This is a genomic window from Sphingomonas humi (genome assembly GCF_039536725.1).
In the GTDB taxonomy this organism is placed as follows: Bacteria; Pseudomonadota; Alphaproteobacteria; order Sphingomonadales; family Sphingomonadaceae; genus Sphingomicrobium; species Sphingomicrobium humi.
The window spans coordinates 1,137,591-1,152,705 of sequence record NZ_BAAAZD010000002.1; the positions used below are offsets into that span (position 1 = coordinate 1,137,591).

Annotated in this window: 8 protein-coding genes; 3 read left to right on the forward strand and 5 right to left on the reverse strand. The window is 65.2% G+C overall.

Annotated features, from left to right (window positions below; all coding sequences use genetic code 11):
• The first annotated feature begins 3 nt into the window (after nucleotides 1–3).
• Nucleotides 4–834: an aldo/keto reductase gene (locus tag ABD729_RS13450; protein ID WP_344711157.1), complete on the forward strand. Its 831-nt coding sequence runs from the start codon at nucleotides 4–6 to the stop codon at nucleotides 832–834.
• Nucleotides 835–848: 14 nt separating this feature from the next.
• Here ABD729_RS13450 and ABD729_RS13455 read toward each other — a convergent pair whose 3' ends face one another.
• Nucleotides 849–5,465, reverse strand: a complete 4,617-nt coding sequence (locus tag ABD729_RS13455; RefSeq protein ID WP_344711160.1) for an Ig-like domain-containing protein — start codon at nucleotides 5,463–5,465, stop codon at nucleotides 849–851.
• A gap of 274 nt (nucleotides 5,466–5,739) precedes the next feature.
• Here ABD729_RS13455 and ABD729_RS13460 point away from each other — a divergent pair, with 274 nt between their 5' ends.
• Nucleotides 5,740–6,615 carry a YitT family protein gene (locus ABD729_RS13460; protein ID WP_344711163.1) on the forward strand — a complete coding sequence of 292 codons (876 nt, stop codon included), beginning with the start codon at nucleotides 5,740–5,742 and terminating at the stop codon, nucleotides 6,613–6,615.
• A gap of 158 nt (nucleotides 6,616–6,773) precedes the next feature.
• A complete protein-coding gene (locus ABD729_RS13465; RefSeq protein ID WP_344711166.1) occupies nucleotides 6,774–7,628 on the forward strand; it encodes a metallophosphoesterase in 855 nt (284 codons plus the stop codon).
• Nucleotides 7,629–7,709: 81 nt separating this feature from the next.
• On the opposite strand, the gene ABD729_RS13470 is transcribed toward ABD729_RS13465, so the two are convergent.
• The 4 genes from ABD729_RS13470 to ABD729_RS13485 form a co-directional block, all read right to left on the reverse strand.
• Nucleotides 7,710–9,353, reverse strand: a complete 1,644-nt coding sequence (locus ABD729_RS13470; RefSeq protein ID WP_344711169.1) for a ShlB/FhaC/HecB family hemolysin secretion/activation protein — start codon at nucleotides 9,351–9,353, stop codon at nucleotides 7,710–7,712.
• Between the two features lie 79 nt (nucleotides 9,354–9,432).
• Nucleotides 9,433–11,379, reverse strand: a complete 1,947-nt coding sequence (locus ABD729_RS13475) for a CHASE2 domain-containing protein (protein WP_344711172.1) — start codon at nucleotides 11,377–11,379, stop codon at nucleotides 9,433–9,435.
• Complete coding sequence (locus ABD729_RS13480) at nucleotides 11,376–12,098, reverse strand: hypothetical protein (RefSeq protein WP_344711175.1); 723 nt, start codon at nucleotides 12,096–12,098, stop codon at nucleotides 11,376–11,378. Before ABD729_RS13480 ends, ABD729_RS13475 begins: the two co-directional genes overlap by 4 nt.
• On the reverse strand, nucleotides 12,095–15,115 hold the full coding sequence (locus ABD729_RS13485; protein WP_344711177.1) for a CHAT domain-containing protein: 3,021 nt from the start codon (nucleotides 15,113–15,115) through the stop codon (nucleotides 12,095–12,097). Before ABD729_RS13485 ends, ABD729_RS13480 begins: the two co-directional genes overlap by 4 nt.

Genomic DNA, 15,115 nt, shown 5'->3' on the forward strand with positions numbered 1-15,115 from the left:
CCAGTGAAAACCGTGACGCTTCGGGATGGAGAACAGATGCCGATGCTCGGCCAGGGCACCTGGATGATGGGCGAGCGCCCCGATCGGCGCACCGACGAGATCGCCGCGCTACGGACGGGGGTCGATCTTGGCATGACGCTGATCGATACCGCGGAAATGTATGGCGACGGCGCCGCCGAATGCCTCATCGCCGAAGCGCTCGGCGACCGGCGGGACGAGCTGTTCCTGGTCAGCAAGGCCTTCCCCCACAATGCCTCGCGCGATCGCCTGGGCCGGGCCTGCGAAGCGAGCCTGCAGCGGCTCGGAACCGACCGGATCGACCTCTACCTCCTCCACTGGCGCGGCCCGGTCCCCTTCGCCGAGACCGTGGAGGCGATGGAAAAACTCCGCGCGGAAGGCAAAATCCGCCACTGGGGCGTCAGCAACCTCGACGAAGACGACATGGATGAGCTGCTCGAGGCGGGAGGGTCTGCCTGCGCGACCAACCAGATCCTCTACAACCTGACGCGCCGGGGGCCGGAGCATGACCTGCTGCCATGGCTGGCCACGCGGCATATTCCGGCGATGGCGTATAGCCCGGTCGAGCAGGGACGCCTGCTGCAGGACGAGGATCTTTCCGCCATCGCGCGGCGGCTCGGCGCCACTGCGGCCGAGGTCGCGCTGGCCTGGACCATGCGTTCAGGCCAGGTGATCGCCATTCCCAAGGCCGGCACGCCAGCGCACGTCCGCGACAACCGGCGCGCCGCCGATCTCGTCCTGTCCGGCGACGATCTGGCGGCGCTCGACCGAGCGTTCCCGCAGCCGCGGGCGCCCGTGCCGCTCGAAATGCTCTGAGCGCCGCCGGAAGGTCAGGCGTACAGGTAGTTGTTGATCAGCAGATACTGGGTTCCGTCATTGCTATGGAAGGTGTCGGCCGCCGCGCTTTGCGCGGCCACCGTGCCTTCCGAATAGACGCCGGTCTGCACGCCGTTCAACGAGGACAGGCCAACGAGGGTCACCGATCCGCCGGTGGTGAGGTTGACGCGCAGGTCGGCGATCCCGTCGTTGTTCCAGTCCGTGACCTGCGTCGAGCGCACGCCCGTCGCGTCGAACAGCAGCCTGTCGTTGGCAATATCGAAGTCGGTGACGACATCGTTGCCGTTCCTGGCGGCAAAGACGAAACTGTCGCGCCCCGCGCCGCCTTCGAGCAGATCGTCGCCCTGCCCGCCGATCAGCAGGTCATTGCCGCGCCCGCCGAACAGCTGATCGTTGCCATTCCCGCCATCGAGCCGGTCGTGGCCGTCGAGGCCGAACAGCTGGTCATCACCGTTGCCACCGAACAGGCGGTCCTCGCCCCCGGTGCCGGTCAGGCGGTCGATGCCGTTGCCGCCATTGCTGACGATGCCGTCAGCAATTCCGGTCACGTCGACGGTGACGGTCGCGGTGCTGGTCAGCCCGGCCTTGTCGGTTACCGTGTAGGTGAAGCTGTCCACCGCCTTGGTCCCGGCGGGCAGCGCATCGAACGCGTCGTTGTCGGCGACGTAGCGAAGGGTGTGCGACAGCTGGTCGAAGACGAGGCTGCCGAGCGTGCCGGTGCTGTTGACCGCGCTAATGGTCAACTGGTCACCCGCATCGGGATCGCTGTCGTTGCCGAGAAGGAGCGACCACAGGTTGGCGCTGGTCGCATCTTCATCGACGGCAATCCGGTCGGCGGTGGCGGTCGGCGCTTCGTTGACGTCGCGCACGGCGACGGTGACGTCGTTGGACGAAGTAAGACCGGCGCTGTCGGTAACCTTGACCGTGACGGTGAAGCTGGAGGCCTCCTCATAGTTCAGCGGCTGCGCGGCGCGCAGGACGCCGGTTGCGGCATCGACCGTGAAGCGGCCGCCGGCGTCGTTGAGCAGCACGTAGGTGAGCTTGTCCCCCGGCGTGTCCGTTGCCGACAGCGTGCCGACCGCTGTGCCCGCAGGAAGGTTCTCGTCGACCCCGCTGCCGCCTAGCACGACGTCGTGCGGGGTGATCGCGATACGCAACAGGGCGACCTGCGGATCATGGTCCGTCGGGCGCGGAACGCCGGTGAATTCGGCATTGATGTGCACCGCATCATAGCGCGCGCCGGGCAGCAGCCCGCCCGTCACCAGCATGTTGTCGATCAGCTGCGAATTGCCGTCGAAGAGGTATGAATAGCGCTCTTCCTCTGGAAGCAGGCCGGCAAGGTTGGTGAAGACGCCGCCATTGGTCAGCTGCGTCTGCGCCTTTTCGAAATAGAAGCCGTTCCAGTCGCCCAGCAGGACGAATTGTTTCGACGCGTCGGCCGACAGGATGTTGCTGACATAAGCACCCACCGCCGCGGCCTGCGCCGTGCGCGAAGCGTCGCCGCCATCGGCGGGCGGCTGCGTATCGCCCCACAGAGGGTCGGACCCCAGCCGCGAGGTGAAATGGACGTTGATGGTGCTGAACTGCTGTCCGTTGAAGGACCAGGTCGCGACCAGCGGGTTGCGCGAGTTCGCAAAGGCTGAGTCGGTGATCAGCCCGAGGCTGCCATCGACCAGGCTTACCCGGTCCGCTTGATAGAGATAGCCGTTGCGGATGTTGCCGTTCGGCTCGCCCCCGGTCGAGTTGGCCGTAAACGGCGCAATTTCGACATAGGTGTAGACGATCCCACTCTTGGCATAGATGGCGTCGATCAGGCCCTTCACGTTGCTGGCACCCGACAGATTGCTGCCGGTCCCCGCGCCGTCCGCGTCCTGCACCTCCTGCACCGCGACGATGTCGGGCGCCTTCAGGCTGTTGACGATGTCGCTCGCGAGGATGTCGTACTTCTGGTCGGACGGATCGAGATTCTCCAGATTGTAGGTGGCGATGCTGACGAAATTGGCATCTCCTTTCAGGCCGGTATCGTTGTCGCCCAGCGTCCGGTCGGTGGTTATCACTGCCGTGTCGGTCGCCAGGACCTCATAATGTTCGAAGCTGTAGTTGACGACGCCGGTCACCGAGCCGAGCCGGTCGCCGATCGACAGGACGGGCTGCGCCGCCAGGCGGTCGTCGAGCTGAATCTTTTCGGGGTTATAGTCGCCCGGGCTGATCGTGATCCCGCCGCGCTCGTTGATGCCGGTGGCGCCAAGGCCGCCCGAAGCGACGATGTCGGTTTCGCCGAATTCATTGCTGTTCGACACCGCAACGGGCTTGTCGATGGTGACCCGCATCCCTTCCAGCGATTCCCAGAAGTCGATGCCGTCGACCTTGGGATTGAAGACGGTGAGGCCGTCGCTGTCGATGCTTTCGGTCGGAGGGAGGAGCCCGCCCGCCCCGATCATGATCGCTTGCGGTAGGGGATTGTTGCTCGACAGGACCGAGATGGCCGAGGCGGTAACCTGCGTCACCGACAGGCCGATGTCGCTCGGCTTGTATTCATTGACGACGCCGGTCACTTCGAGCGCATCGCCGACCTTCACGGCAGGGACGCCGGCGGTCTTGATGAAGATCCCGTCCGATGTGTTGGGGTTGCCGTCGCCGACCGCATCCTGGAGGTAGAAGCCGTTGCTATCCACCGCGGTGACGATGCCGCCGGTGATGACCGGCTGGCCGACGTAGCTCGAGAGATGGCCCTCGCCCTGGATGGCCATGATGGTCCGGGCGACGGGATCATCGTTGAGGATCACGCCGAGCGCATTGTCGTCGACGACGACGGCGTTCCCGGTCACCGCGCCAAGGCGCACGAGGAAGCCCTCGTTGTTCTCGCCGACCGTATCGCCCGCAACCGACAGGGTGATGGTCTTGCTGAACTCGCCCGCGGCAAAGGTGACGGTGCCGCTGATCGGGGAGCCGGCGACGAGATCGTCAGACGTAGCGGACGTCCCGAAGTCGACGCTCCAGCCGACGGTGGCCTCGGTCGCGAAACCGCCGGCGCGGGTGAGCGTAAAGGTGATCGGCGTCGCGCCCGCATTGCCTTCGACCACCGCGGCATCGCCGATCCGGATCTGGCCCTGGTCGGTGCCCGACAGGAACTGCTGGCCGCTGTTGCCCGCACCGCTGGTCGAGGCAACGTCATAGGCCCATGTGAAGTCGCCATAGCTGGAGCCGGTGCCTACCAGCTGGAGGCTGGTGCCGGCCGGGGCCTGGTCCTGATAGACGCCGATATCGGTCGAGGTCATGCCGGCAGCGGGCCCACCGACTGCCTTCATCTCGCCCTCGTAGCTCAAAAACTGGACCACGCGGCCGAACGGGTCGACCAGTGCGATCCCGTCAGGCGCACCGTTCTGGACGCCGTTCGACGGATAGGTGACCGAGCGGAAGCCGAAGCCGTTGGTGCTGTCGGCGAGCACGCCGGACAGGTTGGTCGTGCTGTACGGTGCGCCGCCATTGCCGTTGTACAGGACCAGGGTCCAACCGGTGAGGTCGGTCCCCGCAAGGCCGGCGATCTCGATGAACTCCCCCGTGTCGGTCCCGGCGGGATCGTAGTTGATCTCGTTGATGAAGACGTTGGAAAGCGGCGGGATATCGTCGTTGCGGATGGTGCCGATGCCCGTTCCGTCGCCGATGCTCGCGCCCCCGGTCGGGTTGGCGAGACGCACCGAGAAGGTCTCGTTCGGTTCGGCGGCAAGGTCGCCGGTGACGGGCACCCGGATGGTCGCGCTGGTCGCGCCAGCAGCGAAGCTGACCGTGCCCGAAAGCGTCGCGCCAAGGTCCGCCGCATTGGCAGTCCCATCGAACTTCACCGACCAGCTTGCCGTCACCGCCCCGTCGCTACCGCCGGTGCGGGTGACGGTGAACAGCATGTCGGTGCTTCCGTCATTGCCCTCGACGAGGGTCGCGTCGCCGATCGACAGGATGCCGGGGGTGACCGAGGCAAGCGCGGTGCTACGCACGGCGATGTCGTCGATGCCGATCCATTCGTCGCTGCCCACCGCGTTGGTGGTGAGGACGCGCACCTGAAGTTCGGCCTGGTTGTTGGCTTCGGGCGGCAGGGTCACGAAGACGGGGGTGACCAGCGTCGCGAGGCTCGGCCCGCTCGACGCGTCGGCGACCGAGCCGGTCGGAATGGTAATCCAGGCGCCGGTGTCGCCGATGCGATACTGGACGGCGATCGGCTGGATCGCATTGTCCACGCTGCCGTCGATGTCCCGCGCATTGAAGCTGAGGGTGATGTTTTCGCGCCCCGTCGCGTTGAGATAGATGGCGAGATAAGGCGCGCCGGCCGTGCCGGAGCCCTGCAGCGCGACGGTCGGATTGGCGATCTGGAACTCGGCGACGCCGCCGGAGGTGTTGGTGTTCGGTGCCGTCTGGTTGGCGATGACGTCGATGTCGGTGCTGTCGCCCGTCACGCTGCCCGGGTTCACGCCGGTGGAGGACCCGACCATCCCGTTGCCGAGGTAACCGACGATGCTCGGGACCTTGCTCCAGTCGTCGTTGGCGGTGATCAGCGAGGTATCGGTCCAGTCCTGAAGAAGATCGCCGCCGCTCAACTGGAAGTAGGTCTTGCTCACGCTCGGTTCCCCTTGACTGCGAACAGCCTGAACCGCCCCCAGGGGTCGGCTGGACTGCACCGCTTGCTAAGTGATGTGGTGGCGATGCCAGTGGCCGGGCCAGGTTACAAGCTCTTGACAGCCCTTGCGATTTGGCGGGCGACGAAGGTCCCGAGATGGCACGGCGAACCGCCTGCGACACCGACCAACGACCAGCAATCACATTGCCGATAGCCTTTGATACATAACTTTCGTATGAGCGGGAACTTAACCGGGGATAATGGATGATTGGGGCATGACGGGCCAGGCCGGACGCGCCATGCCGAGCATGCGAGGCATTGTCTCGATCCTGCTCGGTGCCCTGCTCTCGGCCTTCGCGCTGCGCGGATTCCTAGTGCCCAACCGCTTCTTCGATGGCGGTGTGACCGGGGTCAGCCTCGTCCTTCACGAGATCTACCACATCAACATCGCCTATCTGATCGTGGCGGCAAACCTTCCCTTCGTGGTGCTGGCAGCCCGCCAGATCAATCGCGCTTTCGCCGCCCGCATGCTGTTCGCGGTGATGGCGTTCGGGCTTTGCCTGCTGGTCATCCCCTACCCGGTCGTCACCCCCGACCGCCTGCTCGTCGCGATCTTCGGCGGGGTGTTCCTGGGCGTGGGCGCGGGACTGGCGGAGCGGGGCGGCGCGGCGCTCGACGGCATCGAGGTGCTCGCTCTCTACACGGGGCGGAACCTTGCCTTCAACACGCGGGAAATCATCCTTGCGCTCAACGTCATGATCTTTGCGATCGCGGCGTTCATGCTGGGGATGGAAACCGCGCTTTATTCGACGCTGACCTATTTCGCGGCGTCGCGCTCGGCCAACTTCGTGGTCGAGGGGATCGAGCAGCTGACGGAGATCACCATCGTCTCGTCCCAGGCCGAGGCGATCAAGAAGGTGATCGTCCTCGAGCTCGGGCGGGGCATCACCGTCTACAAGGGCGAGCGCGGCTTCCTTCCGCACGACTTCAATTCGAGCACGCCGGTCGATATCATCAAGACCGTCGTCACGCGCCTGGAGGTCCCGCGCTTGCGCAAGGCGGTCTATCAGATCGATCCGCGTGCCTTTATCGTCACCACCAACGCCCGCGAGGCGCTTGGCGGCATCTTAACCCGCCGCCATTTACATTGAGGACGGACATCTGATCATCAACCGTAGATGGACTGCATGAAAAGGACCTCGAGGACGATAGGTGCAGTCCGGCAATCGCCCCGCGCTGAACGGGCAATGCGCCGCAGCCATTCGCGGCTGGCCGACCACAGCGGACGGAGAACGTCGCGGCAGCGTCCATGCTGATCGCGCAGATCACCGACCTTCACCTGGGGTTCGAAGGAAACGATCCTGCCGAGCTCAACGGCCGCCGCCTGGACATGACGCTTGCGCATCTGCGGTCGCTCGATCCCCGCCCGGACCTGCTCCTCCTGACGGGTGATCTGGTCCACAACGAAGATGACGATGTTGCCTATCGGCGACTGAAGAGCGCGCTCCAGGATTTCCCATGTCCGGTCTATTTCGCGATGGGCAATCACGACGATCGCGCGGCCTTCCTGCGCGTCTTCCCCGAGGCGCCCCAAGCCTCCGGCTTCGTTCAATATGCGATCGAAGAGCATCCGGTGCGCATACTCGTGCTCGACACGCTGGAGGTCGGCCGTCACGGGGGCGGCTTCTGCGAACGCCGTGCCGAGTGGCTTCACGACCGACTTTCGGAAATGCCGGATCGGCCGACCTTCCTTGCGCTTCACCATCCGCCGCTCGCCACGGGCCTTAGCTGGATGACCGAAAACCCGAACGCCCACTGGGTCGAGCGGCTGCGCGGGATCGTGTCGGCGCACGATAATATCGTAGGAATGACGACCGGGCATCTTCACCGGCCGGTCGCGACGCTATGGGCGTGTAAGCAATTGATCGTCTGTCCTTCGACCTCTCCCCAGGTCGCGCTCGACCTCGGGACGATCGATCCTGAGCGGCCGGACGGAAGACCGATGATCGTGGCGGCGCCGCCAGGCTATGCGCTGCACTACTGGAACGGCACGGAAATGGTGACGCATTTCGGCTTCGTGCAGGAAGATCTGGTCCTGGCGCGCTACGACGCCGCGTTCCAGCCGGTTGTGCGCCAGATCGCCGAGGAAGATGCCGGCCGGTAACGGGGCCACCCCTCCTCTCGATCCTTGAATCAGGACGCCGTCCAGATCGAACCGGCAACCGGCGTGGCGCGGCTTTCGTGCCTAGAAGCCGACGGACGTCGAAATAAGAATTCGCGGATTGCGACGTTCGTCCGCGCTGCCAAGCCTTCGGCCCGCATCGGCAATCTGAAGGTCGATGGAGCCATGGGGGTGGAACAGCCGGAAACCGGCCCCGATCGAGTGGATCCGCTCACTCGATCGGGGGCCCAGAACGGTGGCGAGGGTCGTCACCCGCGCGGCATCGGCGAAGACGTAGGGTTGCGCGGTGTAGAACCCCAGGGCCTTTACCCGAACGTCACGCCGAACCTCAAAAAGCCCGCCTATCCCGCGATCGCCGGCGATCGCCGACGGATCATAGCCTCGCCCGATGGACGGGCCACCGAATGACACAAGCTCCCCGGCCAGAAGCTTTGAACTGCTATACTGCCCCTGCAGCGCGGCCAGCGCGCTGAACCCCCGCGGCAAGCGCTGGGTGCGCTGGATCGTGTAGGTCAGCTTGGTGAAGCCGGGATCGAAACCCAGCACCGACGGAAAGGGTGCGGCCTTGTCGCCTGCGCCGAGTATCGGCAGCCCTTGCGCCACGCCCAATGCCACCGTGGTCGATCCTGCCAGCCATCCATTCTGCTGATAGATCAGGCCGACGTCGCCGACGGTGCTTCGGTCATCCACGATGCGTTGACCGAGAATGTCGGTGACAAAGCGATTGACCGCCAATCCTGCCTCGAGAAACAGGGAATGTTTGCGCCCTCGCAGGATCGGATAGCGGCTTCGCAAACTGAGGGAGGTCAGGTCGCTCTGGATTTCAAGGGGGCGCAGCGATCCTGCGGGCCGGGACCGAGCGATCACCCCGCCAAGACTTGCGATCAGACCACTGGTTCCGATCGGCACGCTGTACCGCAGGTTCGCGCTCCGCACCGCTTCGATCTTCCGGCCACCGGCGCTGACCCCGAGCAACAAGGTGCCCGGCAGGGAAAACGGCCGGTTGATCACGGGAAGCGCCGAATAGGACCAGGGGCCGAGTATCTTCGAGGCGCTGTTGTTCACGGTGACCTGATAGAGGTCGGCCGGCTTGGCCAAAGTCACCACCAGGTCGGACGCGCCGAGGTCGGCGCCCGGCCGCAAGACGCTGGTCCCGGACAGGCCCGGAAGGTCGTTCAGGACCAGCAACCGCCGTTCTACCGATGCAAGGTCGATCGGCTTGCGCTTGAGCAGCGGCGCCAGCATCGCCTCCACCCGCGCCCGGCTACCGCGGTCCATGCCTTCGACGTAGATGTCCCCGATATAGCCCTCGATCACCCGCACCGTGAGGACGCCGTCCTTGACCTGCTGCGGCGGGACGAAGACCCGCGACAGGAAGAAGCCCTTGCGCGAGTATAGGTTTTCCAGCCTGGTCGCGGCTTCGCGCAAGGCTTCCAAACCGACGGTCTTTCCGACGAGAGGGGCGAAGAAGGCGTTGACCTGGTCAGGCGGAAAGGCCGTCGCGCCGTCGACCATGATCCCCGTGACAGCAAAGTCGACTTCATCGATCGCCCTTGCGACCGGGGCCTTTTCGGGGCGCTGGATCCGAAGGTCGAAGTCCGGGGTCTTCGGCGGCGGAAGCGTGACGCGCGAGCGCGAGATGTCGCTCTGGCTCGGCAGCGACGGCGGAGTCACCTGGGCGAGCGCCGGCTGAGCCGCGAGCAGCACCAGCGCGAGGCCCCCTGCCCCCGTTTCCCGGCGCAGTCCGATTGACCGGTACGACGCTAATCCTGCGGACGAGACGGGATTATTTGTCATCGAGGACGATCTGCGAAGAGAAGATGCCCGCTTGGATCCGCCGGCAGTGATAGCCGATGACGGGATCGTCGGGATATCGTTCCTTGAGGGTGAGGAAAGCTTCCCCTGCTTTCGCGTCGCCGGACTCTAGCATGGAGTAGGTCGCCTCATAGTCGTTGGAGAGGTTGGTCGCGCCCTCGGCGGCCGAGATCGGCGAATAAAGGCCGACGAAGTGCTTCTTCCCTTTCAGAAGCACATCGCCGATCTTCCTGAAGGGGATGTCGGAGCATTGATCGACCGTGTCCTGCGTGACGCAGACCCGCGTGCCGAAATATTTGTTCACCCCTTCCGACCGCGCGGCCGTGTTGACGGTGTCGCCAAGCGCGGTGAAATCCATCCGCGAGCTTGAACCGAAATTGCCGATGGTGGCGGAGCCGGTGTGCACGCCGATGCGGGTCAGGCCGATCGGGATTCCCAACTCATTCTGGGCAATGCGAAATTGTTCGGCATATTCGTCGAGCTCCAGCCCGCATCGCACCGCGCGCTGGGCATGATCCGTCTGCGCGATCGGCGCATTGAAGATCGACATGATCGCATCGCCGATGAATTTGTCGATCGTGCCCTGATATTTGAGGATGATCGCGCACGCTCCATCGAGGTAGGCGTTCAGCACCTCGGCCAGCGTTTCCGAGCTGAGCTGTTCTGACAGGGTGGTAAAGCCCGCGATGTCGGTGAAGATGAAGGTGGCGTCTCGGCGCATGCCGCTGATGCTGAGCGCGCCCGGATCATCGACGAGCTGGTCGACCACGACGGGTGAAACATAGCGCGAGAAGGCGGTCTGGATGAACTCGCGCTGCTTGCGTTCGGCGCGGCCGATGACGACGTCCATCAGCCACAGCGACAGCGCAAAGGCGAGGCTCGGCCCGACCAGCGGGACGAGCGGAACGCCGTGGGCATATCCCAGCATCGCATAGGCCCAGTAGAGGCTGAGCATGAGCGCACCGGCGGACAGGTTGAACGCGACACCGCGCTTCAGGAGGCCGATCCCCATCCCGATCAGTGCGAACAGGATGGTCAGCGCCACGACCTGGGGCTGGCCCATGCGGCCGGCGTCGCGCCCTTCGAGCAGCTGGGAAAGGCCATGGGCCTGAACGATGACACCCGGCATCATGCCATCGTCCCCGTCGTAGACCACCGCCAGGGGCGTCCGGTGACGATCGGTGATCGACAGGACCGCGCCGACAAGGACGATCTTGCCGCGGAACCACTCGTCGGGAAGCACGGGGACCGCCTGCGCGGGATAGATGGGAAATGGCGGCGTTTCGATGTTCGGCTTGGGGCGCCAAGCAATCTCGACTTGCTTGGGCGAGGTCTGCATGCCGAGCAGGGCGAGCGCCTTGCGCGCGAAGCCGAGCGGCATTCCGGGATTCGTCTCGCCCGCGAAGATCCAGCGGACGGTGCCGTCGAACGGGTCGGTCGGAAGATTGGCACCGGCCCTGAGATTGGCCGGAACGAAGTCGTTTAAATAGGCCAGCTGGTCTTCGTTCACGATGTTCGGAGAATTCGTATAGCTGAAGAACAAGGGTGTCCTGATCTGGCGGATGACGCTTTTCAGGAGTTCGTCCTTGGCCTCTTCGGTCGGCTGATCGAGAAGCACGTCGACCCCGATCTCCCGCGCGCCTTTCGCGTCGAGCGACTTGATCAGATTGGCCAGGAATTCGCGGTCGACCGGGGAGCGATAGGGGAATTGGGCGAGCGTATCTTCGTTGATCGCCGCGATGACGATGTCCTTCGATTGCGGCATCGGTGGGGACAGGGCGGCAACACGAATGTCGCGCGCGATGTTCTCGAGCGTGGCCACGAACGTCAGATACTGAACCGCGAGCGTCGCCAGCATGGTGGCAAGCAACGCAACACCAAGCGCCGTCAGGAATGTCCGGGCCTTCTTGGAGATCATTTCGAAGAGGCTTGAGCCACTTCCACCTTTCGGAGCAGTGCGTCGGCCTGCTGGATGCAGCCCTTTTCGAGCATCCACGAAGCTAGGACGAAATCATTCTCGAGGTCCGCCGGGACGAGGTCGACGGTGATTCCATAGTCCTGATCGTCCATGCGGATCACGAACCCCGTCTGCCCCTGGAATTTGGCGAGCGGCGGCGCAGAAATGCTGTGCTGCCCGGCCGCCCATGCGAAATCGGCGCGCCAGGACTGGTCGATCGGGAGGATCGTGAACTTCTGCGCTGCCGCGGCTTCGGGGCGCCACCAGACCGGCTGCTTGCCGACCTCCAGGCAACGCTCGCCGGGGCGGGAGATATCGATCAGCCAGGGCTCCGGCAGCGGCGCCGCATCGGTCGCGCCCCGTACCACCCCGATCGAGCTGGTACGGGCGTTCCGGGTCGCGATCAGTGCAGCGAGCGCCTGCTTGGGATCGGTGGCCGAGCTTGCAAGCATGGTCGGCGCGCCGGAGAAACTTCCCCGCAGCGTGACGGTCTTGCCGTCGGGCCCGATCATCGTGACGCGCTCCCCCTGCTTGAGCGTGATCGGACGGGAGCTGTCGATCCGCTGACCGGGCTTGAGGCCCCCGCCACGCGCATCGACCACGATCAGCGGCGCGGCCATCGCCGGAACGGCCGAAAGGGCCAGCATCAAGGCAGGCGCCAGGCGAAGCAGATGGTTCATGGGAGTGCCTCCGGGGATGAAATGGCGCCAGCAAGATTGACGGAAGCAGGCCGCGACTGACCGTCGCCGATCACGACGAAAGCGGCCCAGAAGAAGGGATGCGCGGTCTGGCGCTGCGCGATCAGCGTGAGCTGGGCACGCCTCAGGGCATCGCTGACGTCTCCTCCGCCCGGCTTGGCGAGGGTGGTGAAAAGCATCGACATCAGCTCGGCGGTCGCGGCGGACGGCACCTGCCAGTGGGTGACAACCATGTTCCGCGCGCCGGCGTAGAAAAATGCTTCGGCCAGCCCCGACATCGCGTCACCGCCGCCAAACCGGTTGTCGCTCGACGCGGTGTTGCAGGCCGAAAGCACGACCAGGTCGGCGTTAAGGCGCAGGCTGGCGATCTCGCTGGATTCCAGAAGCCCGTCGAACGACCTCTTGTCGTTCGCTGCGGTTGGCGGCGTCAGCACCAGCCCGGGTTCGGCCTGGCAGCGAAGCTCCCCGGGCAACAGGCCATGGGTGGCGAAATAGATGACCCGATAATCGTCGAGCGTCTGGTCGCGCAGATTGGCCTCGGTCGCGCGGTGGCCGAGAAACAGGCTCTGGCTGGACGCATTGAGCGTTTGCGCGACGACGCCGAGTTCTCTCGTCGTATCGGGCAAGGGTGCGAGCGCTTCGAGCAACGCGGCCGGCATGGGACCGCCCTGACGACAGTTGCTGGCGAGCAGCGACATCGGGCTGACGTCTTCCTTTCGCGCAGCCGCGCGTCCGGCAAGCGCTGGATCGCCAAAGGCAAGCAGCGGTCGCCGCGGAAGGGTCGCGGGCCTTGCGTTGCGCAGGGCGATCATCGCCTGGAGCGAAGGCGCGTGGGTGATGGTCTTGGTGCGCACCAGCCAGTCGGCTTCGGCATAATTGGCCGTGGTCGGCGGGGTGGCGACCAGCAGACCGAACGGAAGATTGGACAGCGGCCCGGTCGGGACGACGATGAGCTGGTCCACACCAGCGAGCGTCGATTTCAGCCGGCCGAGCAACATGTCATGCAGCTTGCTGGCCTCACCGAGGTTGAACTCGTTGATCGACCCTCCTTCGATCTCGAGCGAACGGCGCAGCCGCATGACGGCATCGCGCAAGCCCGACTCGCCTTCGGGGATCACGGTGATCTGCACCGTGTCGCGGGTGATGAGTTGCGCAAACGACCTGTCGCGCCCGATCAGGAAGGACAGCACCCCTTCCCTCGGCTTGAGCGCACTGCGAACGACCTCGAGGTTGACCGGCGTCGGCAAGGCGAGACGCTCGTAATTGGGGAATTGTGCAGCAAGAGCGGCCTTGGCGACCTTCGACTTCGCTGCAGCATCGGCAACCTGCGCCGCCAATGTATTTTCGACGAGGCTGCTTCGCTCGCTGTCGGGAAGCGTCTGTTCCTGGGCAAGCTTGGTCAGCGCAAGGTCATGCGCTCGCTGCTGGTCCTGCATTTCGCCGACCAGCTTGCCGATCACCGGGTTGTCGGTGGACAGCCGGGCGGCGGCCTGAGCAATAGTCTTGTCGACGACGGACGACTGAACCAGCTGGAACGCGTCGAACGCGTCGGCGAACAGCGCCTGCCGCTCGGCCGGATCCTTGATCGTTTCGGCGGTCTCCACGACGGCAGCGGCGTAGGGGACCAGCATTTCGGCGCTGAAGACACCCGCGGTTGACGGCAGGGCGCGCGCCAGCTTGAACACTTCCCGGAAGGTCGCGATCGCCGCGCTGTCGACATTTTCGGTCTGGTAGGCCTTGCCCAGCGCCGCGAGCACCTGAATGGTCTGAGGCCCATCGCCATAGGATTGGCGGCGGAGCTTCAGCGCCGCATTGAAATAGGTTTCGGCGGCGGACAGGCGTCCCTGCGCCACGCTGGTTTCGCCGAGCGCGACCAGGGAGTCGGTCTTCCACCAGCTGGGAAGCGTATCGGCCTTGTTGAGGATCAGCATGGCTTCGCTGGCGGCGGTATAGGCCTGGGTGACATTGTTCGCCCGCAATTCCAGCCGCGCACGCAGGTTAAGCGCGTTCGCCAGTTCGCCCTGTTCGGCTATCCCGAGGTTGCTGGATCCCTCCTCGCGGCCCCGCGCTGCCGCCTGCTCCGCAAGCCGCCGCCACAAGGCAGTCGCTTCACGGGCAAAGGCGAGAGCGGCCTGGAAGTCGGCGCGATTGGCAGCGTCCCACGCCTGATACGTAGTCATCCGGGCCCGCAACACGTCACTCGTCAGCGCCTGGACCGCGGGCGCAGCACGGCGAAACAGTGCGGCGGCTTCCTCGGCACGGCCCTGGTTGCTGACATTCAGCGCCAGTTCGAGCAGCGTTGAGGACATCGCCTCCTCACTTGCCCGCAACGCGCTGGTCTGAATGTTCAGTGCCTGGCGGAAGGATGCCTCGGCGTCGGCGAACTGGCCCATCCGGTTGGCGAGCCGGCCCGCCCGCAACGCCGCGTTGAGGCGCGCCATGTCGGCGGAGGCGACCAGGTCGACCGGCCGTCCCCATATTTTCTGCAGCGTCGCCAGATGCTTGTCGCGTGCTTCCGCGCTGTTGGGAGAGTTGACCGCTGCCAGCATCGACGGCAGCAACCCGGGTCCCCCATCGGCGATCGCGATATGGTCGCCCATCGACGCGACCAGGACGAGGTGGAGCCAGTTGCCGTCGCGCAGGGTGCACGGAACGGCGAGGAGCGGCAGACCGCCCGGCCCCGCGCCATCGATCCATTTGCCCCGGCTGCATTCGACCCGCTGCTGCAGCTCCGCGAAGGGCCGGCTGTCGAGGAACCTCTTCTCGATCAGGTCGCGACGCGCTCGATCGCCCGGCGCGGCAGCCAGTCCGATGAGCGGCGCGTAGTTCACGCTTCCGAACACCAGGCCTGCGCAGCGGATCTCCTGGTTGGGGGGAAGGCCCGGTTCGGTGGCGACATTCTCAAGCGGCGCCGTGACGCAGGTATCGCCATCGAGAGTCGTCCCCGCCGCCGTCCGGCCGGGTGGCGCGGCCACCGACGGCGTCGCGAACGCGGCCAT

Excerpts from the sequence above, each read along its gene's own strand:
- ABD729_RS13460 (WP_344711163.1), top strand. The coding sequence starts at position 5,740 with ATGACGGGCCAGGCCGGACGCGCCATGCCGAGCATGCGAGGCATTGTC.
- ABD729_RS13465 (WP_344711166.1), top strand. The coding sequence starts at position 6,774 with ATGCTGATCGCGCAGATCACCGACCTTCACCTGGGGTTCGAAGGAAAC.
- ABD729_RS13475 (WP_344711172.1), bottom strand. The coding sequence starts at position 11,379 with ATGATCTCCAAGAAGGCCCGGACATTCCTGACGGCGCTTGGTGTTGCG.
- ABD729_RS13480 (WP_344711175.1), bottom strand. The coding sequence starts at position 12,098 with ATGAACCATCTGCTTCGCCTGGCGCCTGCCTTGATGCTGGCCCTTTCG.
- ABD729_RS13485 (WP_344711177.1), bottom strand. The coding sequence starts at position 15,115 with ATGGCCGCGTTCGCGACGCCGTCGGTGGCCGCGCCACCCGGCCGGACG.